The sequence below is a fragment of the Thioclava sp. IC9 genome, assembly GCF_002213225.1.
Classification (GTDB): Bacteria; Pseudomonadota; Alphaproteobacteria; order Rhodobacterales; family Rhodobacteraceae; genus Thioclava; species Thioclava nitratireducens.
Genome location: NZ_NBNX01000007.1, coordinates 87,817 through 110,030, shown reverse-complemented (window position 1 = coordinate 110,030; position 22,214 = coordinate 87,817). Strand labels below are relative to the sequence as shown.

Genomic DNA, 22,214 nt, shown 5'->3' with positions numbered 1-22,214 from the left:
TGCGCGAAATCTCGCCGTCGCGGGGTTTTCCCCCTAGGCTTTTTAGGGTTAAATGAGTGTTATCGAGAGGAAAACGCATCCGCCACCGAAAACAGGGTGACCAGCCCGGGCGATGCAGAGGCAACGTGACAGCTGGAGGCTGTAAGCATGATGATGAAGGGTCTGCGGATCGCGGCGGTCGCCGCGCTCATGATCGGGGCGGGGCACGGCGCAATTGCGCAGGAAAGCACCAACCGCGTCGCTGCGAATACCGATTGGAGCGTCTTCGTCGATAACGATCCGAAAGAATGTTGGGGCGTGTCGAAGCCGAAGAAAACGGTCAACACCAAGGCTGGGAAGGTCGTACAGGTGAACCGCGGGGATATCCTGCTCTTCGTGACCTATCGTCCGGGTAAGGCGCCCGAGATTTCCTTCATGGGCGGCTATCCTTTCGCGGATGGCTCGACCGTCGATCTGGAAGTCGGGGGGCAGAAATACACCCTCTTCACCGACGGTGGCGGCGCTTGGGCCGGATCGCCGGAAGAGGACGCGAAGATCATCGCCGCCCTCAAGGCTGGCGCAGACGTGAAACTGACCGGTCGTTCGAGCCGCGGCACCCAGACCGAGGACACGTTCTCGCTGATGGGCTTCACCGCCGCGACCGATGAAGCCGAGCAGCGCTGCAAGTAAGCGACCCTCGCGCCTGACATTGGAGCCCCGGCCATGCGCCGGGGTTTTCGCGTTCGAGCCAAAAGCGCGACGCCCCCTGTTAATGCAGGGGCGAATCCCCTATATGAGGCGCCTCATTTCAAGGAAACATGCGATGACCCAGTCTCAGGCTCCGATCACGCAAGACGTGCACACGATCCCGCGCAAGCTGCCCGAAGGCGGCAAGGTGAATCTCATCGGCCTCACCCGTGACCAGCTGCGCGCGGCGCTGATCGAGGCGGGCACGCCCGAGAAGCAGGCTAAGATGCGCGTCGGCCAGATCTGGCAGTGGATCTATTACTGGGGTGTGCGCGATTTCGCGGCGATGACCAACCTCGCCAAGGATTACCGGGCGATGCTGGCCGAGACGTTCGAGATTACCCTGCCCGAGATCGTCTCGAAGCAGGTCTCCGAGGACGGCACGCGGAAATACCTTCTGAGGATCGCGGGCGGCCACGAAGTCGAGGCGGTCTACATCCCCGAGGAAAGCCGCGGCACGCTGTGCATCTCGAGCCAGGTGGGCTGCACGCTGACCTGTTCGTTCTGCCACACCGGCACGCAGAAACTCGTGCGCAACCTGACGCCCGGCGAGATCGTCGGCCAGGTCATGCTCGCACGCGACGATCTGGGCGAATGGCCCGAGAAGAACAGCCCGAAGAACGAGACCCGTTTGGTGTCGAACGTCGTTCTGATGGGCATGGGCGAGCCGCTTTACAACTTCGAGAATGTCCGCGACGCGATGAAGGTCGTGATGGATGGCGAGGGGCTGAGCCTCAGCCGCCGCCGGATCACGCTCTCGACTTCGGGCGTGGTGCCGGAGATCGCGAAGACCGCCGAGGAGATCGGCTGTCTGTTGGCGGTGTCCTTCCACGCCACGACCGACGAAGTGCGCGATAAGCTGGTGCCGATCAACAAGCGCTGGAATATCGAGACGCTGCTGAACGCGCTGAGGGAATATCCGCGCCTGTCGAACTCCGAGCGGATCACGTTCGAATACGTGATGCTCAAGGGGGTGAACGATAGCGACGAGGACGCGCGGCGCCTGGTGAAGCTGATCCGCGGCATCCCCGCGAAGATCAACCTGATCCCGTTCAACGAATGGCCGGGCGCGCCCTACGAGCGCAGCGACTGGGAGCGGATCGAGAGCTTCGCCGACATCATCTACAAAGCGGGCTATGCCTCGCCGATCCGTACGCCGCGCGGCGAGGACATCATGGCCGCCTGCGGTCAGCTGAAATCGGCGACCGAGCGGGCGCGCAAGTCGCGGGCGCAAATTCAGGCGGAGGCGGGTCTTTAAGGAACCCGCTTCGCCGGGTCCGCATTGACGCTGGGTGTGGCTAGTTTCCGGAGACGTCATGACGCGAGAGGCCATCGCCCCGCTGCCAAAGCCCTGCAATGCCGAGGGAAAACCGCGCCGCACCGGCGTGGAGATCGAGTTCGCGGGGCTGACCGAGGCGCGCATCGCGCAGATCGCTGCGCGGGCCTTGGGGGGCGAGGCGCAGCGCAGCGACGGTCAGGACTGGGAAGTCACCGGTACGAAGCTCGGCGATCTGCAGGTCTATCTCGATATCTCGCTGCGCAAACAAGCCGGTGGGACGCTCAAAGAGCTTGGTCTACGCATCGGGCGCGAGGTCATTCCGGTCGAGATCGTGACCGATCCGCTGGACCGCGAAGGGCTCCTGCAGCTATCTGATTTCCTTGACTTGCTGCGCAGCGAGGGCGCGCAAGGAACCGGTCGGTCGCTGCTTTATGGTTTCGGGCTTCACCTAAACCCGGAGATCGCGTCCAGCAACGCAGAGGACATCGTCCGCCCTCTACTGGCCTTCGCGCTGATCGAGGAGTGGATGCGGGAGACATGGCCGATCGAGGCGACCCGCGAAGTGCTGCCCTTCACCGCCCCTTACCCCAAGAAGCTGATCGAAGATTTGGCGCGGCTCGGCCCGGATGCCGCGCTCGACGCGGTGATCCTGGCTTATCGCAAGCACACGCTGTCGCGGAACCACGGGCTCGACATGCTTCCGATCTTCTGCGAACTGCGACCCGACCTGATCGCGCCGGAAGAAGGGAAGGGTGGCACCGTTTCGCCGCGTCCCGCCTTCCATTTCCGGCTGCCCGATTGCCGCATCGACGATGAGACATGGTCGCTCGATAACGAATGGAAGCGTTGGTGGTTCGTGGAGACGCTCGCGGCAGACCCTGAACTGCTGGGTCTGATGTGTCGCGAATGGTTGACGGCGAAAACCGAATTTCATCTGCTGGGTGGGAAATGGCTCGAAACCTGCGAGAAAATTCTGAGGCTTGCCGGGCATAAATGAAGCCTCTGATCGGCATATCGACCTCGCGTCGCACCGGGTGGCGGGTCTATCCTTTCATCGCCTTCGGTGTCTGGCTTGCGGGCGGGCATTCGGTGCGCTGGGTAGCAGGCAAACGCGCCGAGGTGCGCCATGTCGATGGCGTCATCGTGGGCGGGGGCGACGACATCTCTCCAGAGCTGTATGGCGGCGATCTGATCGCGAGCGCGGTCCTCGATCCGGCGCGCGACGAGTTGGAGAAATGTCTGGTCGAGGAGGCGATGGCGCAGGGAAAGCCGGTGCTGGGGATCTGCCGCGGCGCACAGATGATCAACGTGGCGCTCGGCGGTGATCTGCATCAGGACGCCTACGACCATTACAACGCGCGCAAACACACGACGCTCTTGCCGAAAAAGGATGTGCGGATCGAACCCGGCACCCGCCTCGGTGCGCTGGCCGGCCTGGAGCCGATGCGGGTCAACGCGCTCCACAGTCAGGCGGTGGATCGGTTGGGCGACGGCCTACGGGTCGCGGCGCGCGACGGCTCGGGCATGGTGCAGGCGGTGGAGCGGATCGAGGAACCTTTCGCCCTCGGCGTTCAGTGGCACCCGGAATACCTGACCTATGCGCACCGGCAACGGGCGCTGTTTCGGGCGCTGGTGGCGGCCGCGCGCGCCGGTGTCGAACATCGCGCGCAGCTTCCCGAGGTCAGCGCCGAGGCGAAGGTCTGAGCCCACGCCTCAGCAGTTGTCGTAATCCCAGCCGTCGATGATCGCGACTGCGTCTTTTGCGGTCTCTACGAAGCTGACGAGCTCGAGATCTTCGGGCGAGATCGTCCCGGCCTCGGCCAGACGATCCCAGTTGATGATCTCTTCCCAGAATTTTCGCCCGAACAGGATGAAGGGGATCTTCGACATCCGCCCCGTCTGGATCAGCGTCAGCGCCTCGAACATCTCGTCGAGCGTGCCGAAGCCGCCGGGGAAAACGCAGACCGCGCGGGCGCGCATCAGGAAATGCATCTTCCGGATCGCGAAATAGTGGAAGTTGAACGTCAGATCGGGCGTCACGAATTCGTTCGGCGCCTGCTCGTGCGGCAGCACGATATTGAGACCGATGGACTGTCCGCCCGCTTCATGCGCGCCGCGGTTGCCAGCCTCCATCACCCCGGGGCCACCGCCGGTGCAGATCACGTTCTCCCGGCCATATTCCTGCATCGAACGCTCCGTCATCGCGCGGGCGAAGCTGCGGGCCTCCTCGTAGTAACCCGACAGTTCCGCGAGATATTCGGTCTTGGCGCTCGCCTTGTTTTCGGGGGCAGGGATGCGTGCGCCGCCGAACATGACGATGGTCGACTCGATGCCGCGCTCGTCCATGATCAGTTGCGGCTTGAGCAATTCGAGCTGCAGCCGAACCGGGCGCAGTTCGTCGCGCAGCATGAAATCCACGTCCGTATAGGCCAGCCGATAGGCGGGCGCGCGGGTCTGTGGCGTGTCGGGAATGTTCTTTGCGGTCTGCGCGTCTTCCCGCGAGTGGCGGAACGAATGCGTCGTGTCGTCCTTCATAGGGGCACCTGCTCATTGCGCGATTGGCTCTGACCAACTATAGGCTGAACGCTGTAAAGGCCACCTGAAAGAGGATTTGCCCATGTCGAACGCCGCGCTCGAAACTGCAATCGAAGCCGCTTGGGAAGCCCGCGACACGATCACCCCGTCAACCGGCGGTGAGACCCGCGAGGCGATCGAGGACACGCTCAACGCGCTGGATCGCGGCGAACTGCGTGTGGCCGAAAAGCGCGAGAACGGCGATTGGCATGTGAACCAATGGGCCAAGAAGGCGGTTCTGCTGGGATTCCGCCTGAAGGACATGGAGCAGCAGGATGGCGGCCCGCAGGGCGGTCACTGGTGGGACAAGGTCGACAGCAAGTTCAAGGGCTGGGGCGACAACGAGTGGAAAGCCGGCGGTTTCCGCGCCGTGCCGAACTGCATCGTGCGTAAATCGGCCTACATCGCACCGGGCGTGGTGCTGATGCCCTCTTTCGTGAACCTCGGCGCCTATGTCGACGAGGGCACGATGGTCGACACCTGGGCCACCGTCGGCAGCTGCGCGCAGATCGGCAAGGGCGTTCACCTCTCGGGCGGCGTTGGCATCGGCGGGGTGCTGGAGCCGATGCAGGCCGGCCCGACCATCATCGAAGACAACTGCTTCATCGGCGCGCGCTCGGAAGTCGTCGAAGGCTGCATCGTCCGCGAAGGCTCGGTTCTGGGCATGGGCGTCTATATCGGCAAGTCGACCAAGATCGTTGATCGGGAGACCGGCGACGTGATGTATGGCGAAGTGCCGCCCTATTCGGTCGTCGTGTCGGGCTCGATGCCGTCCAAGAACGGCATCAACCTCTACTGCGCGGTGATCGTGAAGCGCGTCGACGCACAAACCCGGTCGAAGACCGGCATCAACGAGCTGCTGCGTGACTGACAAGCCGGAAAAGCCGAAGAAGAAACCCTCGCGCCAGCAGGTCTTCACCCTGCTGGTCGAGGTCGGTCGCTCGCCCAATGACGGTCTGCCGAAAGGCGCGTCCGGGGCGGGGCTGCTCTGCTACGCATCGGGCGTGGACGAGGCAGAGGCCGTGCGCGAGACCGTGGCGATCCTCAAGCAGGCCGAGATGGCGCCGCTTGACGTCACGGGTTACGGCACGCTCGCGGAACGCGAAAAACAGGGGCACGAGATCGACGACGCTGAACGTGAATTGATGCAACGGGCGCTCGACGAGAACTCCGTGATAATCGCCCAGATGGAGCCGTTTTTCGGCAACGACAAGAAGCCGCTGCAGTAAGCCATAGAGTGTCTTTTGACGCCCGTTGAAACCTCACGAACCGTTGATACAGTGGTTCAAAGGGCAAAACAGCGAGCAGGCAACATGGCAATTCCGGGCAAGATTATCCCACTGACATTCATGGCGTTTTCCGCGCTCTCGGCCTGTGCGGGGCCTCCCGAATCCTCGCCTCGGCCGCTGGCGCGGGGCAGCGCGCCCGTGGCGGATCCGATCCCGCCGACGGACGCCGCAACGGAAGCGCGTTTCGAGTCCTGGCTCGCGGGCTTCAAATCACGCGCGCTGGCGAACGGCATCACCGAGTACACCTGGAACCGCGCGATGGCCGACGTGCGCTACAATCCCAAGGTGATCGAACGCGACCGCTACCAATCGGAATTCACCAAGTCGATCTGGGACTACCTCGACAGCGCGGTCTCGGATGAGCGCGTCGCCACCGGCAAGCAGATGCTGCGCCAATATGGCCCGCAGCTGGATGCGATCGAACGCAAATACGGGGTCGACAAGGAAGTTGTCGTCGCGATCTGGGGCATGGAGAGCCGTTACGGCGCCTATCGTGGGAAGACGGCGATCATCCCGGCGCTCGCGACGCTGGCCTATGACGGGCGACGCGGCGAGTTCTTCGCCAAGCAGCTGATCGCCGCGCTCAAGATCATCCAGTCCGGCGACGTGGATGCGCGGCACATGACCGGCTCCTGGGCCGGGGCGATGGGCCACACGCAGTTCATCCCGACCTCCTATCTGTCCTATGCGGTTGATTTCACCGGCGATGGTCGGCGCGATATCTGGTCGGAAGATCCAACCGATGCCCTGGCCTCGACGGCGGCCTATCTGGCGCGCTCGGGCTGGTCGAAGGGGCAGCCCTGGGGCGTCGAGGTCATCCTGCCCTCTGGCTTCAACTACGGCCTCACCGGCAAGGGCACGAAGAAGAGCCCTGCCGATTGGGCGGCGCTTGGCGTGCGCTCGGCCACGGGCGGCACGGTGCCGAATTATGGCTCGGCGTCGATCCTCGTGCCCGCAGGCGCGAAGGGACCGGCCTTCATGATCTTCGGAAACTTCCGCGCCATCTCGCGCTACAACTCCGCCGACAGCTACGTGATCGGCGTCGGGCATCTGTCGGATCGTCTGAAAGGGAAGGGGCCCTTCGTGCAGGATTGGCCCCGCACGGGCAAGCCGCTCAATTCGAAGCAGAAGGTCGAGCTGCAGGAGAGGTTGACCGCGGCGGGCTTCGATACGGACGGCACGGACGGCAAGGTCGGTGCGAATACGTCGAAGGCGATCGTGGCCTTCCAGAAATCGCGCGGTCTGCCGCCCGATGGCTACGCTACGCTGGAGTTGCTGCAGGTGCTGCGCGGTTCGTGAATTGGCGAACGCGAAGTGCAGGGGCGCGGGGGCTTACCTCCGCGCCTCTTGCTTTGATATCTGCACGGCGAGAATGCCGCCTGCGATCACCAGCACCCCAAGCGCGTCGTGCCAGTCGACATGCTCGCCCAGCACAGCCCAGGCGATGGCGACGCCGAAGACCGGCGTGAGGAAGTGGAACGTCGCCGCGCGCACCGCCCCGATGCGGCCCACGAGGCGGAACCACACCCAGGTCGCCATCAGGCCTGGCACGATTACCGTATAGGTGAAGGCCAGCGCCAGTTTCGGCGTGACGGTCACGTCCAGATGCTCGGTGAAGGCGGAGACCACGGCGAGGCTCACGGAACCCACCAGCATCTGCAGCCCGACGATCATCAAGACGCCGCCGCCGCCGCCGCTCGCGCCGCGCACGGTCAGCGTGGCCACTGCCAGTGCCAAGGCGCCCGCGACGCAAAGACCCAGCCCGAACGGATCGATCCCGCCTTGCAGCCGCGCCCCCATGATGATGCCAACGCCCGCGAAACCCGCGATCAGCCCGGCGATACCGAGGAGCGGAATCCGGTCGCGGAAGACGATCCATCCGAGCGCGCCGACGATCAGCGGCATGGTCGAGGCGATGATCGCCGCGACCGAGGCTTCGACCGTCGTCATCGCGACCCAGTTAAACCCCAGGTAGAGCGCGTTTTGACAAATACCGAAAATGATCGTGGCGCGCCATTGGGCCCGGCTCAGCCGCCAGCTTTGCCCGAAGGCCAGCGCAAGCGCGATGCCGATCCCGCCGGACAGGGCGAACCGCAACGCCAGCGCCGCAAGGGGCGGCGCCTCCGCCACGATGATATGCGTGGACGTGAAAGCCGAAGACCACATCAGGGCAAAGGCGAGCCCCATTCCGATCGCGCGCAGATCCATCTTTCCTCCGGGCCTGAAAAAGGGCGCCCCGATTGCTCGCGGGCGCCCTAAAAACTTGGCTGTCCCTCTCTAGAGAGAGTCCTGCGATCAGGAGTTCACGCTGTCCTTGAGCGCTTTCGCCACGGTCACTTTGACCTGCTTGTCAGCCGGCTTTTGCATCTGCTCGCCGGTGGCCGGGTTGCGGACCATGCGCTCGGGGCGCTCGCGGCAGTAGACTTTGCCAATGCCCGGCAGGGTAACGGCGCCGCCGTTCGACACTTCTTTGGTGACGACGTCGGTGATTGCGTCGAGCGCGGCCGAAGCCGTCTTTTTGTCGGCGTCCATCGCCTCGGCGAGGGCTGCCACCAGCTGGGTCTTGGTCATCGGTTTCGACATGTTCGTTCCTCTCTCCGCCCCGGTAATCCAGGGTCAATTTCGTCCGCGTTGCACGGTTGGTGGGCCATGTTCCACACGTTTTTATTGAGCATGGCAAGCCCTTTTCCCAGAATGCGCGGGTTTTTCCCACGTCACAGAAAAGCTGTTTCCTCGAAGCTACGCAATTTCCGGCTGTGAATACGATCCAGAGGCATCTCGCGAAGTTTCTCCATCGCGAGGATGCCGATCAGCAAATGGCTCGCCACCTGCGTGCGGTAGAATTCGGTCGCCATGCCGGGCAGCTTTAGCTCGCCATGCAGCGGTTTGTCCGAGACGCAGAGAAGCGTGCCGTAGGGCACCCGGAAGCGGAAGCCGTTCGCCGCGATCGTCGCGCTTTCCATATCGAGCGCAACTGCGCGCGACTGGCTCAGCCGATGTACCGGGCCTGACTGGTCTCTCAACTCCCAGTTGCGGTTGTCGATCGTCGCTACCGTACCGGTGCGCATGATCCGCTTCAGCTCGTAGCCTTCCAGTTTCGTCACCTCTGCCACCGCTTCCTGCAGCGCGATCTGGATCTCGGCCAGCGCCGGGATTGGCACCCAGACGGGAAGGTCGTCATCGAGCACGTGGTCCTCGCGCAGATAGGCATGGGCGAGGACGAAGTCGCCCAGCTGCTGCGAATTGCGAAGCCCCGCGCAGTGACCGACCATCAGCCACGCATGCGGGCGCAGCACGGCGATATGGTCCGTCGCGGTCTTCGCATTGGACGGGCCGACGCCGATATTGACTAGCGTGATCCCGCCGCCATCGGCGCGCTTGAGGTGATAGGCCGGCATCTGCGGCAGTTTGGCGAGGCCCGGGATCTCGTCCTGCGGGTCGGTAATCTCCTGATTGCCCGGCGCGACGAAGCTCGTATAGCCCGAGTTCTTGTCGCCCAGCAGGCGCCTCGCGACGGCCTCGAACTCGTCCACATAGAACTGGTAGTTCGTGAACAGCACGTGGTTCTGGAAATGCTCGGCCTTGGTCGCGGTGTAATGCGACAGGCGCGCCAGCGAGTAATCCACGCGCTGCGCGGTGAAGGGCGCGAGATGGCCCGAGCCATCCGGGTTCGGCCCGGCCATGCCGTTGACGATGTCGTCGTTCATCCCCGCAAGGTCCGGCACGTCGAACACGTCGCGCAGGCTGAAATCGAGCACGCCTTCCTGCGGCACGGTCACTTCCGGATGCGCAGCCACGGCGAAATGCACCGGGATCGGGGTTTCCGACGGGCCGACCGTGACCGGGATATTGTGGTTCTTGATAAGCAGGCCCAGTTGCTGCGTCAGGTAGTTGCGGAACAGGTCGGGGCGCGTGATCGTCGCCATGTAGGTACCCGGCAGCGCCACATGGCCGAAGCTCAGCCGGCTGTCGGCCTTGATATGCGATGGCACAGAGATGCGCACTTCCGGGTAGAAGGCGCGAAAGCGGTTCCGCGCGGTCTTGCTCTCCAACGTCTCGTTGAATTTCTCGAGCAGGAAGGCGGTCGCCTCGTCATAGAGCGCCTCGAGCCGGGCCACGGCCTCGGCGGCATCGGTGAAGCTCTCCGCAGGGGCTGCGTCAGGGGTGATGAGGTCTAGCGTTTCATTCATTCAAAAAGATCCGTCAGTTCAAAACGCGTCACGTCGACAAGGCCAAGATCCGAAATGCGGATCTCGGGAATGACGACGAGCGCGAGCAGCGAATGCTGCATGTAAGCGTTGTTCAAGGTGCAGCCGCAGGCGCCCATCGCCTCGACCATCTTGGCGGCGCGCGCGGCGACCGTTTGTGCCGGATCGTCCGACATCAGCCCTGCGATCGGCAGCGGGACGGCGGCGATTTCTTCGCCGTCCTTCCAGACCGAGACTCCGCCGCCCATCTCGCCAAGCGCATTGGCGCAGGCGGCCATCATCTCGCGATCAGTGCCGACCACGATCATGTGGTGACTGTCATGAGCGACAGTCGAGCCCATCGCCATGCGGCCCTTGTAGCCGAAGCCTGAGACGAAGCCGTTGGTGACGCCGCCCGTGCCCTGATGGCGCTCCACCAGCGCGATCTGGGCGATGTCCTTGGAGGTGTCGGGCTGGGCGAGCCCGTCGGTCACGTCCAGCTCTGCGGTCAGCGCCTTGGTCGGGGCCTGGTTCTCGACCACGCCGATCACCTTGGCGGTCACTGTGTTAGCGCCCTCCGGCGCGGCAATCTCGAAATCCGCGGCGGTAAGGGTCTTGCCCAGATGCACCGTGTTGCGAGCGCTCTCGGGCCAGTCGTAATGCGGGCAGTCCGCCAGCAGCTTTCCATCCTTCGCCACCGTGCGCCCACGTGCGATGACCTGCTCGACCGGCAGGGTCGCCAGATCCGAGGTCAGGATCACATCGGCCCGGCGGCCCGGCGTGATCGAGCCCAGCTCGCGCTCCAGCCCGAAATGGGCCGCGGTGTTGAGCGTGCACATCTGCAGCGCGACCAGCGGATCGGCCCCGCATTCCACCGCATGGCGGAAGACGCGGTTCATATGCCCGTCATTCACCAGCGTGCCGGAATGGCAGTCGTCGGTGCAAAGAATGAAATTGCGCGGGTCGAGACCCTTCTCGGTGACGGCAGTGATCTGCGTCTCCACGTCATACCAAGCCGAGCCCAGCCGCATCATCGAGCGCATCCCGTTGCGTACCCGCGCGATCGCGTCCGCCTCGCAGGTGCCTTCGTGATCGTCGGCGGGCCCGCCCGCGACATAGGCCCGGAACGGCGCGCCCAGATCGGGGGAGGCGTAATGTCCGCCCACGGTCTTATGCGCGTTCTGCGTCGCTGCGATCTCGGCGAGCATCTTCGGGTCGGCATTGATCACGCCGGGGAAGTTCATCATCTCGCCCAGACCGATGATGCCGGGCCATGTCATCGCCTCGGCCACATCTTCGGGGGTGATCTCGAAGCCCGTCGTTTCCAGCCCGGGCGCAGAGGGCGCGCAGGAGGGCATCTGGGTGAAGATGTTGACGGGCTGCATCAGCGCCTCGTCATGCATCATCCGCACGCCGTCGAGCCCCAGCACATTCGCGATCTCATGCGGATCGGTGAACATGCTCGTCGTGCCGTGGGGGATCACGGCGGCGGCGAATTCGGCGGGCGTGAGCATACCGCTCTCGATATGCATATGCGCGTCGCACAGGCCCGGCACCATATAGCGCCCTCCGGCCTCGATCACTTCGGTATCGGGTCCGATGCTGTCCGAGAGATCTGGGGCCACGGCCGCAAATCTCCCCTCGGCCACGGAAATATCGTAGCCGTCGAGAACCTCTCGTGTGTGGACATTGACCCATTTGCCACCCCGGATCAGGAGGTCGGCAGGTTCGCGCCCGGCAGCCACGGCAATCAATCGCGGTGCGGCTTCGGGCCAGGATTTGATCTTGTTCTTCTGTTCCATGTCCAAGCCTGTCATTGCGTGCGGGAAGGTTCAAGAGACGTTGTTATGCCTTCACACAGCCTCTACCTATGACGGATGACAGAAACGCAAAGGAGGCCGTGATGCCGACGCTTCTTTCCATCGGACACGGCTATTCCGCCCGTGCACTCGCACCGCTTCTTCTGGCGCGTGGCTGGCGCGTGATCGGCACCACGCGCAGCGACGAGAAGGCCGAAATGCTGCGCAGCGAAGGCGTGGAGCCGCTGGTCTGGGAAGGTGGGCCTCTGCCGCTCGATCAAGCGACGCATCTGCTGTCTTCGGTGGCCCCGGGACAGGAGGGTGATCCGGCTCTCGCTGCGCAGCATTCCGAAATTGCTGCATCGCGGCATCTGGAGTGGATCGGCTATCTTTCGACCGTCGGCGTCTATGGCGATCACGCGGGCGGCTGGGTAGATGAGGCAACGCCGCTGACCCCCTCGACCAAGCGCGGGCAGGCGCGGGTGGAGGCCGAGGCGGCTTGGGGTGCGCTGGCCGCAGCCCATGACCTGCCGCTGCATATCTTCCGGCTCGCGGGCATCTACGGCCCCGGGCGCGGGCCCTTCGAGAAGGTGCGGCAGGGCAAGGCCCGGCGGATTATCAAGGAGGGGCAGGTCTTCTCGCGCATTCATGTCGAGGACATCGCGCAGGTGCTGCTCGCCTCGATCGACCGTCCCGATCCGGGCGCGGTCTATAATGTCTGCGACGACGATCCCGCGCCGCCGCAGGACGTGATCGCCTATGCCGCGGAACTGCTCGACCTGCCGCTACCGCCCGAGGTGCCGTTTGAGGAGGCCGATCTTAGCCCGATGGCGCGCAGCTTCTATGCGGAGAGCAAGCGAGTGCGAAACGACAAGATCAAACACGACCTCGGAGTCACGCTGCGCTATCCGGATTACCGCGCAGGGCTGCGTGCGCTTCTCTATCAGGCGGGCTGAAGCTCCACCCGCTTCTCGCGCACGGGCAGGTGTACCATGGCGGAGAACGCACCCACGCCCACGCCAACCCACCAGACCAGCGTGTAATCGCCGTAGATGTCGTAGAGCTTGCCGCCCAGCCAGACGCCGAGGAAGGCGCCGACCTGGTGCGAGAAGAAGACGATCCCGTAGAGCGTGCCCATGTAACGAAGCCCGTAGATATGCGCGACCAGCCCCGAGGTCAGCGGCACGGTCGCGAGCCAGAGCGCCCCCATCGCGAGCGAGAACATCAGCACCGTCGCGGGCGTCATCGGCGTTAAGATGAATGCGGCGGCGACGAAGGTGCGCAGCAGGTAAACTCCCGCCAACAGGTATTTCTTCGACCAGCGCTTGCCCGCCCAACCCGCATAGATCGTGCCAGCGATATTGGCGAGGCCGATCACCGAGATCGCGGCGGCGCCGAGCGCCGAGGTGGTCTCGATCCCGATCCCGGCCAGCAACGATCCGGGCGGCACCGCGCCGCACATCTCGGTGACCATCGCGGGGAAATGCGCCGTGATGAAGCCCAGCTGATAGCCGCAGGAGAAGAAGCCGAGGAAGATCAGCGTGTAGGACGGATCGCGGAAGGCGCGCATCAGAACGCTGCCCATGCTCTCGGCCATCTCTTCGCGGCTGGCGCGCTCAGGCGCGCGGATCAGCGGCAGGAAGGCCAGCGAGGCGAGGATCACGGCGGCGAAGATCACGAAGACGGTCTGCCACGGGAAATGGCCTAGCAGCAGCTCCGCCATCGGCGCGCCGAAGACCTGACCGGCCGAGCCTGCCGCCGTCGCGATGCCAAGCGCGAGCGAGCGGTTCTCGTCCGAGGTCGCGCGGCCTACCACGGCGAGGATCACGCCGAAGCCGGTGCCCGCGATGCCGAAACCCACGAGGATTTCCAGAAGTTGATGCTGTCCCGGCTCCACCGCGAAGGCCGAGAGCACGAGGCCGAGCGCATAGACCAGCGCACCGAGGATGATCGCCAGCCGGTCGCCCCAGCGCTCGGCAATCGCGCCGAAGATCGGCTGACCAATGCCCCAGGCGAGGTTCTGCACCGCGATGGCGAGCGAGAATTCGGCGCGTGGCCAGTTAAACTCGCTGGCGATCGGAATCTGGAAAACGCCGAAGCTCGCCCGGATGGCGAAGCTCAGCATCAGGATCACGGCCCCTCCGATCAGAACCGGCGTGAACAGTCTGGCTTGCGTCATTCTACGTCTCCCGGCGGATCTTCCTTCCGCGCGGGCGGCATATCGCCATGGATGCTGCAGCGCGTCAATCGCGAGCTTGTCTCGGTCACAATCGCGCGGGAATGCCCCAGAGCCGCTCTTGAACCTCCCCCGCAGCCATGGCCCAATGGCGTGACTTTCGAGGGGAGGCAGGATGTATACGGTTATCGGAACGGTCGGCTCGCGGACGCTGCGCGTGTTGTGGATGCTGGAGGAGCTGGGCGCGGAGTATCAGCACGTGCGGGCCGCGCCGCGCTCGGAGGATGTCGTGGCCTTCAACCCGGCAGGCAAGGTGCCGGTGCTCGTTGTCGACGGCACGCCGATCACCGATTCCACCGCGATCCTCACTTATCTTGCTGATGCGCATGGGAAGTTCACCCATGAGGCGGGTACGCTGGAGCGTGCGCGGCAGGACAGCCTGACGCAATTCCTGCTCGACGAGTTCGATGCGAATCTCTGGACCGCCGCGCGCCACAGTTTCGTCCTGCCCGAAGAGCTGCGGCTGTCGGGCATCAAGAATTCCCTGCGCTGGGAGTTCGAGCGCTCGCAGCGCACGCTCATCCACCGAATGGGGGATGGGGAGTTCGTGATGGGCGAGGAAATGACCGTGCCCGATATCATCCTGACGCATTGCCTCGACTGGGCGCTGATGGCGAAATTCCCGATCGTCGAGCATCGGCTGAGCGAATATCACGACCGGATGCGGGCGCGCCCCGCCTATAAGCGCGCGGTGGCGAAGCGGGACGAGTAAGGGGGCTCTGCCCCCGGTGCTACGGACCTCCCCCGGGATTTTCTATCAAGAAGAAGCGAGCTGTCGCGCGGCGGCGCGTCCGGCATGGCGGCCGGAGGCGAGGCAGGCGGTCAGCAGATAGCCGCCCGTCGGGGCCTCCCAGTCGAGCATTTCGCCTGCGGCGTAGAGGCCGGGCAGGGCGGTCAGTTCCAGATCGTCGGTGAGGCTGTCCCACGCGATGCCGCCCGCGCTGGAAATCGCCTCGGCGATCGGGCGCGGCGCGCCGAGAGGCACGGGCAAGGATTTGAGCGTTGTCGCAAGTTGCGTCGGGTCCTTGGGTAGCGGGCGTCCCCATTCCAGAGCGAGCGCGAGTTTCACCGGGTCCAGCTTCGCGCCTTTGCGCAGGCGGTTCGTCAGGCTCTGTTTGGGCGGGATCTTCGCAAGCCGCGCGGCGAGGTCTTCGGCGCTCTGATCCGGGGCGAGATCGAGGCTCAGCGGCGCGCCCTCGCGCAATTCGGCGGAAAGTTCATAGATGCCGCCGCCCTCAAGGCCACGCTCCGAGATCACGATTTCCCCGCGCGTGCGCCGGGTCGGCGTGATCAGCGCGGCCCCTTTCACGGGCTGGCCGAGCTGGCTTGCCATATGCGCCGACCAGTCGATCTCGAACCCCATGTTGGCGGGGGCAAAGGGGGCAATCTTTACGCCCTTCGCGCTCAGCCAAGGCACCCATGCCGCATCCGAGCCAAGCCGCGGCCAGCTTGCGCCGCCAAGCGCGAGAATCGTGGCATCGGGGCTCAAGCTCTGGCGCCCCTCGGGCGGGTCGAAGATCAGTGCGTCGCCATCGAAGCCCTGCCAGCGCCAGCGGGTGTGGATCGTGACGCCGAGAGATTCGAGTCGCGCGATCCAGGCGCGCAGCATCGGCGAGGCTTTCATCACCGTCGGGAAGACCCGACCGGTGGAGCCGGTGAACAGCTCGATACCCAGATCGCGGGCGAAACTCTGCGTAGCCTCGGGGCCGAACGCGCGCGTGATCGCGGCGATCTGCGGGTGGGAATAATGGGACAGGAAGACGTCGAGCGGCTCATCCTTGGTCAGGTTCAACCCGGACTTTCCCGCCATCAGGAATTTGCGCGCGAGCGTCGGCTTGGCCTCTGCCAATGTCACGGCGACACCGGCCCGCGCCAGTTCCTCGGCTGCCATCAGTCCCGCCGGGCCGCCACCGATGACGAGCGCGGATTTCGCCGCCGCGCTCACCGCCGGGCCAGCATCGCGAGCCGCATCAGCGCGCGCTCCATCACCGCCATCTGCGGCGCGCGGCTGGCGGAGCGCAGGGTCAGGTCGGTCTCGACCAGTTCCTTCAGCGCGGTCTCCAGCTTGAACATGCCCCAGCTTTGCGCCTGCCGCTGCATCCGGTCGCGGCGCGGGCCGAAGATCGGCGGACGCATCCGGGCGATGCCTGCACCGGGGCCTTGCGGGTCGGAGGCCGCGGCATGCAGCGCGCGGAAATGGCGCATCGCGGCGATGGCGAGCTGCACGGGCTGCACCCCTTGGCTTTCCAGCCGCCGCATAACCGGACCAAGCTCGGGCGCGCGGCCCTCGGCCACGATGGAGAGCACGTCATCGACGCCTGCCTCGACCGAAGACGGCGCGCAGGCAGCCACATCGGCAGGGGCAAGCGGCGTAGTGTCACCGAATTTGTAGAGCGCGATCTTCTCGACGGTCTGGCGGAAATCGCCCGGATCGAGCGCGCGAGACAGCGCCACGAGATCGGTCATCGCGTCGTTCGAGATGTCGCGCAGACCGGCGCGGCGCAGGATATCCTCGATTTCCTCGCGGCTTGGCGGGTCGTCGTAAATCCCTACAGAATAGGCGTTGTTGTGACCCTCGAAAGCTTTGCGCAGCTTCGATTTCGCGGCGAGCGAGCCTGCGGTGATCACGATCTGCGCATCGCCTTCGCGCCATGCGTCGAGCGCGTTTTTCACTGCATCGGCTACCGCGTCGGTCGCGTCTTCGACGAAGGCCACGCGCGGGCCAGGGAAGAAGCCGACCTCCTTGATCGCATCGAGCAGCAGCGAGGGTTGCTTGCGCAGATCGCCGCCCGCGATCCGGCTCAGGCGCATCTCCTCTTCGCCCTTTGGGCCGATCATTGCGGCGATGACTTCCTGACGGCGCAGGGCCACGCGCATCGCATCGCCCCCGAAAATCAGCAGGCCGGTGCGCTCGGGCTCGGGTTTGGCGAAATAGCGGGTCGCTGCTACGCCGGTCAGTTTCATTCCGGAAGGCTCGGTGCTTGGGACAGCAGGCGCGTCACGATCTGATCGGCAAGGATCACCATCAGACGGCGATGCGCGTCTTCCTGCGCGGCCTGTGAGGCGACCACGGTGCCGGTGGCGGACCACGAGGTGAAGGAGGTGACGCGTCCGGTCAGCAGCACGGCGTTATCGGCCGCATCGCGCAGCGTGTAATCCACAGTGCCGTTCAACTGGTAGCGCGTCGTCGCGTTGTCGGGCGAGATGCCCTGACCGACCGCCTCGGTGTCGATCTTGTAATCGAGGCGGTAGCGGGTGGCCTGCGACGGGCCGAGCCTGGCATTCAGCTGCTGAACGAGGGCGAAGGCGTCGCGCGTCGTGGGCGCAGCCGGTTCGACCCCTTCGAGCAGTTTCGCAGCCCCGCCCTGAGGCCCGTAGGCCGGGGTGAAGCCGCAGCCCGCGAGCAGGCCAGCGGCCCCCGCGAGCCCCAGAAATCCGCGTCTGTCAGATGACCACATTGACGATCCGCCCCGGCACAACGATCAGCTTCTTGGGCTGGCCACCGGCCAGCGCCTTGACCACAGCTTCGTCGGCCAGAACCAGCTTTTCAACCTCTTCCTTCGGCATGTCCTTGGGCACCGAAATCTCGGCGCGGCGCTTGCCGTTGATCTGGATCGGCAGCGTCACCGAATCCTCGACCAGCAGGGCCGGGTCCGCCTCGGGCCAAGGCGCTGCGATCACGAAACCTTCGCCGCCCAGCATCGACCAGACCTCTTCGGCGAGGTGCGGGACCATCGGCGCCATCAGCTGCGCCATCAGCTTCATCGCTTCGCGCTTGGTCTCGGCCCCGGCCTTCGATTTCGACATCGTGTTGGTCAGGCCGTAGAGCGTCGCGACCGCCTTGTTGAAGGTGAAGCCCTCGATCGATTTGGTGACCTCGTCGATCGCCTTGTGGGTGGCCTTAAGCAGCGCCGTATCCTCGGCCTCGTTCGCGGGCGCATCCGAATTGGCGATATCGTCGGCAATGCGGTGCACGCGGGCGAGGAATTTCGACGTGGCTTCGGCGCCAGCGGCGGTCCACTCCACGTCCCGCTCGGGCGGGCTGTCGGACATCACGAAGAAGCGGGCGGTATCGGCCCCGAACTCGGCGATGATGTTCATCGGATCGACGACGTTCTTCTTCGATTTCGACATCTTGGCCGAGGGGATGGTCTCGACCGCTTCGCCGGTCGCCTTCAGCTTACCGTCCTCGACCTCTTCGGGGAGGTGGTAGACGGGGCGATTCTTGGCGTCGCGCGTGAGGTAGATCTCGTGCGTCACCATGCCTTGCGTGAACAGCGCATCGAACGGCTCGATCGCTTTCGCTGGCAGGTGGCCGGTCTTGTGCATCGCGCGGGCATAGAAGCGCGAATAGAGCAGGTGCAGAATCGCATGCTCGATGCCGCCGATATATTGGTCGACGTTCATCCAATACTCGGCCTCGGCCGGATCGGTCGGCGTGGCGGCACCGGGCGAGGTGAAGCGCGCGTAATACCAGCTCGAATCGACGAAGGTATCCATCGTATCGGTCTCGCGCTGACCCGGCCCGCCGCAATTCGGGCAGGTGCAGTCGCGCCAGCTGGGATGACGGTCGAGCGGGTTGCCAGGGATCGAGAAGTCGATCTTCTGGCCGTCCTCGTCGTAAGGCAGCTCGACGGGCAGGTTTTCCTTCTTCTCCGGCACCACACCGCAGGTCTCGCAATGCACGACCGGAATCGGGCAGCCCCAGTAGCGCTGGCGGCTCAGGCCCCAGTCGCGCAGGCGGAACTTGGTCACGCCCTGACCGATGCCGTTTTCCTCGCAGAAGGCGATCGCGGTTGCGACGCCCTCTTCGCCGGTCTGCACTTGGTCGCCCGCGAAGCCTCGGATATAGCGGACTTTTTCCGATTTCAGCGGGACGTATTCGGCGTCGGGATAGTCACCTTCGAGCGGCTCGAAAACGGGCGTGATCGGCAGCTTGTATTTCGTCGCGAATTCGAAGTCGCGCGCGTCATGCGCCGGGCAGCCGAAGATCGCGCCGGTGCCGTAATCCATCAGGATGAAGTTCGCGATATAGACCGGCAGTTCCCAGCTCGTGTCGAGCGGGTGGCGGACCTTGATGCCGGTATCCATCCCCAGCTTCTCGGCAGTCTCGATGGCTTCTTCTGTCGTGCCGCCCGCGCGGCATTTCGCGACGAATTCCGCGACCTTGGGATCGTGGCGTTCCAGATGTTTGGCGAGCGGATGATCGGGCGAGATCGCCGCAAAGCTAGCACCGCGCAGCGTGTCGGGGCGGGTCGTGTAGACCTCCAGCCGGTCGAAACCTTCCGGCGCATCGACGGTCGAGAAGGCGAATTGCAGGCCGCGCGATTTCCCGATCCAGTTTGCCTGCATCAGGCGCACCTTCTCGGGCCAGTCTTTCAGGTTGTCGAGCGCGTCGAGCAGTTCTTCGGCATAGTCGGAAATCTTGAAGAACCACTGCGTCAGCTCGCGGCGTTCGACCTCGGCGCCAGAGCGCCAGCCCTTGCCATCGATCACCTGTTCATTGGCAAGCACGGTCATGTCGACCGGGTCCCAGTTCACCACCGCGTTCTTGCGATAGACGAGACCGGCCTCGAGCATGTCGATGAACATCGCCTGCTGTTGGCCGTAATAGTCCGGGTCGCAGGTCGCGAATTCGCGCGACCAGTCGATCGAGAGGCCCAGCGGCTTCATCTGGTCCTTCATTACGGCGATATTGCCGTAGGTCCAGTCCTTCGGGTGACCGCCATTGTCCATCGCGGCGTTCTCGGCGGGCATCCCGAAAGCATCCCAGCCCATCGGATGCAGCACGGAAAAGCCCTTCGCCATCTTGTAGCGCGCGACGACGTCGCCCATCGTGTAGTTGCGCACATGGCCCATATGGATGCGGCCCGACGGGTAGGGGAACATCTCGAGGACGTAATATTTCGGCTTGGCCGGATCACGGCGCGCGGCGAAGAGATCCGCCTCGTTCCAGGCCTCTTGCCATTTCGTCTCGCTCTGGCTCGGTTCGTAGCGTGCCATGTCGGGCCCCTCATCACGTCGAATTCTGCGCGAGCTTGCTACACTGGCCTTGGGGGCGAGGTCCAGCCGCCGCGCTCATTTGGACAGAAATATCCCCGCCGGAGGCTGGCTCGGGCGGGGATCTGAATGCGTCCTGCGGTCGACTTTCGGGATCAGAGTTGTGAGTCGCGGACCCGCAGCTGACGTGCGCGGGTGAGAATCGCGTTCTCCACGGCGCGCTGCGTATCGGCGGAAACTGCTCCGCCCCGGGTGCGGATCGACACTTTCAGCGAGCGCGCATCGAGCGCCGGATCGGTGACGTAAACAGTGGCTTTGTAGGCGCGACCGCCGCCCGGCGGGGTGCCGTAGCCGGTCACGATGACGCCGGAGAAGGGGTCAACCTCTTGAATCGGCAGGAAGTCGAGCACTTCGAGCGAAGCCTGCCAGAGATACTTGTTCACCTCGACGGTGATGTTCGGATCGCCCTTGCCGCTGAAGAGGTCCCAAACGGTGGATTTCTTCTGAACGCGGCGCGAGGGCCCGTCGGCAACGGCCTCGTTGGTGCCCGCCATATGGCTAAGCTGATTAGCGTCGCGCTGCGCGGGGGTGCCACCGCTACCCGAGAAGATGTTGCCGCTCGAGATACCCTTGCCGCAGCCTGCGAGCGCGAGGCACAGGCCCAGAATTGCCGTGCGTTTCAAAAGGGTTCTGGAAGTCATGCGAAGCTGTCCCCGTCGGCCTGCGTCATTGGTTGCCTTTTCTCTAGCCCATGGCCCCAAGCCCGACAAGGTTTTTCCCTTTTCGCCCCGGAATTCGCCCGATCGACCCGCTGCCATTCGCGGGTCTTGTGCCGCTATACACGCACATGAGGGCTCTCGCGAGGCGGTGGCAAGGAAAGGCTGCAAAGGCAGGCTGACGTTACTGTGACATGTCTGCACCATCAAACACCCTATTCGGCCGGGGCGGGCGCTTTGAGTTGCAATAAAGGGGGTGGGGAGAGAAAACACCGTCATACCCAACTTCGGATTCCCCAGGTTGGGGGTTACCTGTAAGACAATGAGGGAAAACGATGAAAAAGGTTCTCTTCGCGACGACCGCGCTCGTGTTCTCGGCTGGCATCGCTGCCGCTGAGGTCTCGGTTGGCGGTGACGGCCGCATGGGTGTCATGTATAACGGTTCCGACTGGAACTTCTCGAGCCGTATCCGCGTCTCGTTCACCGCTTCGGGCACCACCGATGGTGGCCTCGAGTTCGGTGGCTCGGTCCGCGCTGACCAAGCTTCGGCTGCGACCAACGGCACCGCTGCTTCGGTCTACATCTCGGGCGCATTCGGCAAGCTCTCGATGGGCGACGTTGTCGGCGCTCCGGAAGCTCTGTTCGGCGACCTGCCGGAAGTCGGCTACACCGACCTCGACGGCGCTGGCCTCGGCAACGTGTCCGGTCTCGCCACTCCCGCTGGCCTCAACGGCCGCCCGAACCTTGGTGCGAACGAAATTCCGTACCTGACCGGCGATAACGGCGGTAGCGTTGTGGCTGGCACCACCACCAACGATACGTCGGGCCCGAACCTGCTGTACACCGGCACCTTCGGCGCATTCTCGGTGGCCGCTTCGCTTTCGGACGGCAAAGTCGGTTCGACGAACTACAACCAAGAATACGCTGTTGGCGCAGCTTACACCTTCGGCAACTACACCGTTGGTCTGGGCTACGAAATCGTCGATCCGACGACCGGTTCGAACGCCAAGCAAGCGACGCTCTCCGGCGTTGGTCAGTTCGGCAACACCTCGGTCAAAGCCTACTATGCTGACGGCAGCGGCAGCAATAACCTCGACAAAGCCTACGGCATCGGTGCGACCTCGGTCTTCGGTGCGACCTCGGTCATGGCTTACGTGAACTACGCGAAAGCTGACGACGGCACTGAAGGCACCGCTTACGGCCTCGGCGCTGCGTACGATCTGGGCGGTGGCGCCTCGATCGTCGGTGGTGTTGCAGACAGCGACATCGCAGGCACCGACACCCAAGCCGACCTCGGCGTGAAGTTCTCGTTCTAATCCTTCGGGACAGAACGATGGGAAGAGCGGGCCTTGCGCCCGCTCTTTTCTTTTTGGGCCCTTCGGTGTTTCTTGGGCGCGCTGAAGAGGGA

21 protein-coding genes are annotated in these 22,214 nt (G+C 64.3%); 10 read left to right on the top strand and 11 right to left on the bottom strand.

Annotated elements, in window-relative coordinates; all coding sequences use genetic code 11:
• Positions 1-153: 153 nt before the first annotated feature.
• From B6V76_RS16985 to B6V76_RS16970, 4 genes are all read left to right on the top strand, one after another.
• Positions 154-669: an invasion associated locus B family protein gene (locus tag B6V76_RS16985; protein ID WP_075776885.1), complete on the top strand. Its 516-nt coding sequence runs from the start codon at positions 154-156 to the stop codon at positions 667-669.
• A 133-nt stretch (positions 670-802) separates the two neighbouring features.
• Complete coding sequence (rlmN, locus tag B6V76_RS16980) at positions 803-1,984, top strand: 23S rRNA (adenine(2503)-C(2))-methyltransferase RlmN (protein ID WP_088728002.1); 1,182 nt, start codon at positions 803-805, stop codon at positions 1,982-1,984.
• A gap of 58 nt (positions 1,985-2,042) precedes the next feature.
• Positions 2,043-3,002 (top strand): amidoligase family protein, encoded by a 960-nt coding sequence (locus tag B6V76_RS16975; protein ID WP_088728001.1) that lies wholly within the window; start codon positions 2,043-2,045, stop codon positions 3,000-3,002.
• Positions 2,999-3,709 carry a gamma-glutamyl-gamma-aminobutyrate hydrolase family protein gene (locus B6V76_RS16970; protein ID WP_088728000.1) on the top strand — a complete coding sequence of 237 codons (711 nt, stop codon included), beginning with the start codon at positions 2,999-3,001 and terminating at the stop codon, positions 3,707-3,709. The genes B6V76_RS16975 and B6V76_RS16970 overlap by 4 nt, the downstream gene beginning before the upstream one ends.
• Before the next feature lie 9 nt (positions 3,710-3,718).
• Here B6V76_RS16970 and B6V76_RS16965 read toward each other — a convergent pair whose 3' ends face one another.
• A complete protein-coding gene (locus B6V76_RS16965; RefSeq protein WP_075776792.1) occupies positions 3,719-4,540 on the bottom strand; it encodes an LOG family protein in 822 nt (273 codons plus the stop codon).
• An 82-nt stretch (positions 4,541-4,622) separates the two neighbouring features.
• Between B6V76_RS16965 and dapD the strand changes: the two genes are divergently transcribed.
• From dapD to B6V76_RS16950, 3 genes are all read left to right on the top strand, one after another.
• Positions 4,623-5,450: a 2,3,4,5-tetrahydropyridine-2,6-dicarboxylate N-succinyltransferase gene (dapD, locus tag B6V76_RS16960; RefSeq protein ID WP_075776793.1), complete on the top strand. Its 828-nt coding sequence runs from the start codon at positions 4,623-4,625 to the stop codon at positions 5,448-5,450.
• The gene (locus B6V76_RS16955) at positions 5,443-5,808 is read left to right on the top strand and encodes a hypothetical protein (protein WP_075776794.1); all 366 of its coding nucleotides are present in this window, start codon (positions 5,443-5,445) and stop codon (positions 5,806-5,808) included. Before dapD ends, B6V76_RS16955 begins: the two co-directional genes overlap by 8 nt.
• Before the next feature lie 198 nt (positions 5,809-6,006).
• Positions 6,007-7,167, top strand: a complete 1,161-nt coding sequence (locus tag B6V76_RS16950; protein WP_240497889.1) for a lytic murein transglycosylase — start codon at positions 6,007-6,009, stop codon at positions 7,165-7,167.
• Positions 7,168-7,200: 33 nt separating this feature from the next.
• Here the strand turns inward: B6V76_RS16950 and B6V76_RS16945 are convergent, their stop codons facing one another.
• The 4 genes from B6V76_RS16945 to ade form a co-directional block, all read right to left on the bottom strand.
• Complete coding sequence (locus B6V76_RS16945; RefSeq protein WP_075776796.1) at positions 7,201-8,076, bottom strand: DMT family transporter; 876 nt, start codon at positions 8,074-8,076, stop codon at positions 7,201-7,203.
• Between the two features lie 87 nt (positions 8,077-8,163).
• Complete coding sequence (locus tag B6V76_RS16940) at positions 8,164-8,451, bottom strand: HU family DNA-binding protein (protein ID WP_075776797.1); 288 nt, start codon at positions 8,449-8,451, stop codon at positions 8,164-8,166.
• Positions 8,452-8,582: 131 nt separating this feature from the next.
• Entirely contained in the window at positions 8,583-10,058 is a 1,476-nt protein-coding gene (locus tag B6V76_RS16935) for an AMP nucleosidase (RefSeq protein WP_088723411.1), read from the bottom strand.
• Entirely contained in the window at positions 10,055-11,857 is a 1,803-nt protein-coding gene (gene ade / locus B6V76_RS16930) for an adenine deaminase (protein WP_088727998.1), read from the bottom strand. Before ade ends, B6V76_RS16935 begins: the two co-directional genes overlap by 4 nt.
• A gap of 101 nt (positions 11,858-11,958) precedes the next feature.
• On the opposite strand from ade, the gene B6V76_RS16925 reads away from it, so the two are divergent.
• Positions 11,959-12,810 carry an SDR family oxidoreductase gene (locus B6V76_RS16925; RefSeq protein ID WP_088727997.1) on the top strand — a complete coding sequence of 284 codons (852 nt, stop codon included), beginning with the start codon at positions 11,959-11,961 and terminating at the stop codon, positions 12,808-12,810.
• On the opposite strand, the gene B6V76_RS16920 is transcribed toward B6V76_RS16925, so the two are convergent.
• Positions 12,798-14,033 carry an MFS transporter gene (locus tag B6V76_RS16920; RefSeq protein ID WP_088727996.1) on the bottom strand — a complete coding sequence of 412 codons (1,236 nt, stop codon included), beginning with the start codon at positions 14,031-14,033 and terminating at the stop codon, positions 12,798-12,800. The genes B6V76_RS16925 and B6V76_RS16920 overlap by 13 nt on opposite strands.
• 172 nt (positions 14,034-14,205) lie before the next feature.
• Between B6V76_RS16920 and B6V76_RS16915 the strand changes: the two genes are divergently transcribed.
• Positions 14,206-14,802 (top strand): glutathione S-transferase family protein, encoded by a 597-nt coding sequence (locus tag B6V76_RS16915; RefSeq protein ID WP_088720540.1) that lies wholly within the window; start codon positions 14,206-14,208, stop codon positions 14,800-14,802.
• Positions 14,803-14,847: 45 nt separating this feature from the next.
• Here B6V76_RS16915 and B6V76_RS16910 read toward each other — a convergent pair whose 3' ends face one another.
• From B6V76_RS16910 to B6V76_RS16890, 5 genes are all read right to left on the bottom strand, one after another.
• The gene (locus B6V76_RS16910) at positions 14,848-16,035 is read right to left on the bottom strand and encodes a TIGR03862 family flavoprotein (RefSeq protein ID WP_166504621.1); all 1,188 of its coding nucleotides are present in this window, start codon (positions 16,033-16,035) and stop codon (positions 14,848-14,850) included.
• Positions 16,032-17,054: a DNA polymerase III subunit delta gene (gene holA, locus B6V76_RS16905; RefSeq protein WP_088727995.1), complete on the bottom strand. Its 1,023-nt coding sequence runs from the start codon at positions 17,052-17,054 to the stop codon at positions 16,032-16,034. Before holA ends, B6V76_RS16910 begins: the two co-directional genes overlap by 4 nt.
• Positions 17,051-17,548, bottom strand: a complete 498-nt coding sequence (lptE, locus tag B6V76_RS16900) for an LPS assembly lipoprotein LptE (RefSeq protein ID WP_088723414.1) — start codon at positions 17,546-17,548, stop codon at positions 17,051-17,053. Before lptE ends, holA begins: the two co-directional genes overlap by 4 nt.
• Positions 17,535-20,093, bottom strand: coding sequence for a leucine--tRNA ligase (leuS, locus tag B6V76_RS16895; RefSeq protein WP_088727994.1), 2,559 nt, complete (start codon positions 20,091-20,093; stop codon positions 17,535-17,537). The genes lptE and leuS overlap by 14 nt, the downstream gene beginning before the upstream one ends.
• 152 nt (positions 20,094-20,245) lie before the next feature.
• On the bottom strand, positions 20,246-20,791 hold the full coding sequence (locus B6V76_RS16890) for a DUF3576 domain-containing protein (RefSeq protein ID WP_088720537.1): 546 nt from the start codon (positions 20,789-20,791) through the stop codon (positions 20,246-20,248).
• A 350-nt stretch (positions 20,792-21,141) separates the two neighbouring features.
• On the opposite strand from B6V76_RS16890, the gene B6V76_RS16885 reads away from it, so the two are divergent.
• Entirely contained in the window at positions 21,142-22,122 is a 981-nt protein-coding gene (locus B6V76_RS16885; RefSeq protein WP_088727993.1) for a porin, read from the top strand.
• Positions 22,123-22,214 lie beyond the last annotated feature (92 nt).

Bases quoted from the DNA above. Each gene is read 5' to 3' on its own strand.
- B6V76_RS16985 (WP_075776885.1), top strand. From the start codon at position 154: ATGAAGGGTCTGCGGATCGCGGCGGTCGCCGCGCTCATGATCGGGGCG.
- rlmN (WP_088728002.1), top strand. From the start codon at position 803: ATGACCCAGTCTCAGGCTCCGATCACGCAAGACGTGCACACGATCCCG.
- B6V76_RS16975 (WP_088728001.1), top strand. From the start codon at position 2,043: ATGACGCGAGAGGCCATCGCCCCGCTGCCAAAGCCCTGCAATGCCGAG.
- B6V76_RS16970 (WP_088728000.1), top strand. From the start codon at position 2,999: ATGAAGCCTCTGATCGGCATATCGACCTCGCGTCGCACCGGGTGGCGG.
- B6V76_RS16965 (WP_075776792.1), bottom strand. From the start codon at position 4,540: ATGAAGGACGACACGACGCATTCGTTCCGCCACTCGCGGGAAGACGCG.
- dapD (WP_075776793.1), top strand. From the start codon at position 4,623: ATGTCGAACGCCGCGCTCGAAACTGCAATCGAAGCCGCTTGGGAAGCC.
- B6V76_RS16945 (WP_075776796.1), bottom strand. From the start codon at position 8,076: ATGGATCTGCGCGCGATCGGAATGGGGCTCGCCTTTGCCCTGATGTGG.
- B6V76_RS16940 (WP_075776797.1), bottom strand. From the start codon at position 8,451: ATGTCGAAACCGATGACCAAGACCCAGCTGGTGGCAGCCCTCGCCGAG.
- B6V76_RS16935 (WP_088723411.1), bottom strand. From the start codon at position 10,058: ATGAATGAAACGCTAGACCTCATCACCCCTGACGCAGCCCCTGCGGAG.
- ade (WP_088727998.1), bottom strand. From the start codon at position 11,857: ATGGAACAGAAGAACAAGATCAAATCCTGGCCCGAAGCCGCACCGCGA.
- B6V76_RS16925 (WP_088727997.1), top strand. From the start codon at position 11,959: ATGCCGACGCTTCTTTCCATCGGACACGGCTATTCCGCCCGTGCACTC.
- B6V76_RS16920 (WP_088727996.1), bottom strand. From the start codon at position 14,033: ATGACGCAAGCCAGACTGTTCACGCCGGTTCTGATCGGAGGGGCCGTG.
- B6V76_RS16915 (WP_088720540.1), top strand. From the start codon at position 14,206: ATGTATACGGTTATCGGAACGGTCGGCTCGCGGACGCTGCGCGTGTTG.
- holA (WP_088727995.1), bottom strand. From the start codon at position 17,054: ATGAAACTGACCGGCGTAGCAGCGACCCGCTATTTCGCCAAACCCGAG.
- lptE (WP_088723414.1), bottom strand. From the start codon at position 17,548: ATGTGGTCATCTGACAGACGCGGATTTCTGGGGCTCGCGGGGGCCGCT.
- leuS (WP_088727994.1), bottom strand. From the start codon at position 20,093: ATGGCACGCTACGAACCGAGCCAGAGCGAGACGAAATGGCAAGAGGCC.
- B6V76_RS16890 (WP_088720537.1), bottom strand. From the start codon at position 20,791: ATGACTTCCAGAACCCTTTTGAAACGCACGGCAATTCTGGGCCTGTGC.
- B6V76_RS16885 (WP_088727993.1), top strand. From the start codon at position 21,142: ATGAAAAAGGTTCTCTTCGCGACGACCGCGCTCGTGTTCTCGGCTGGC.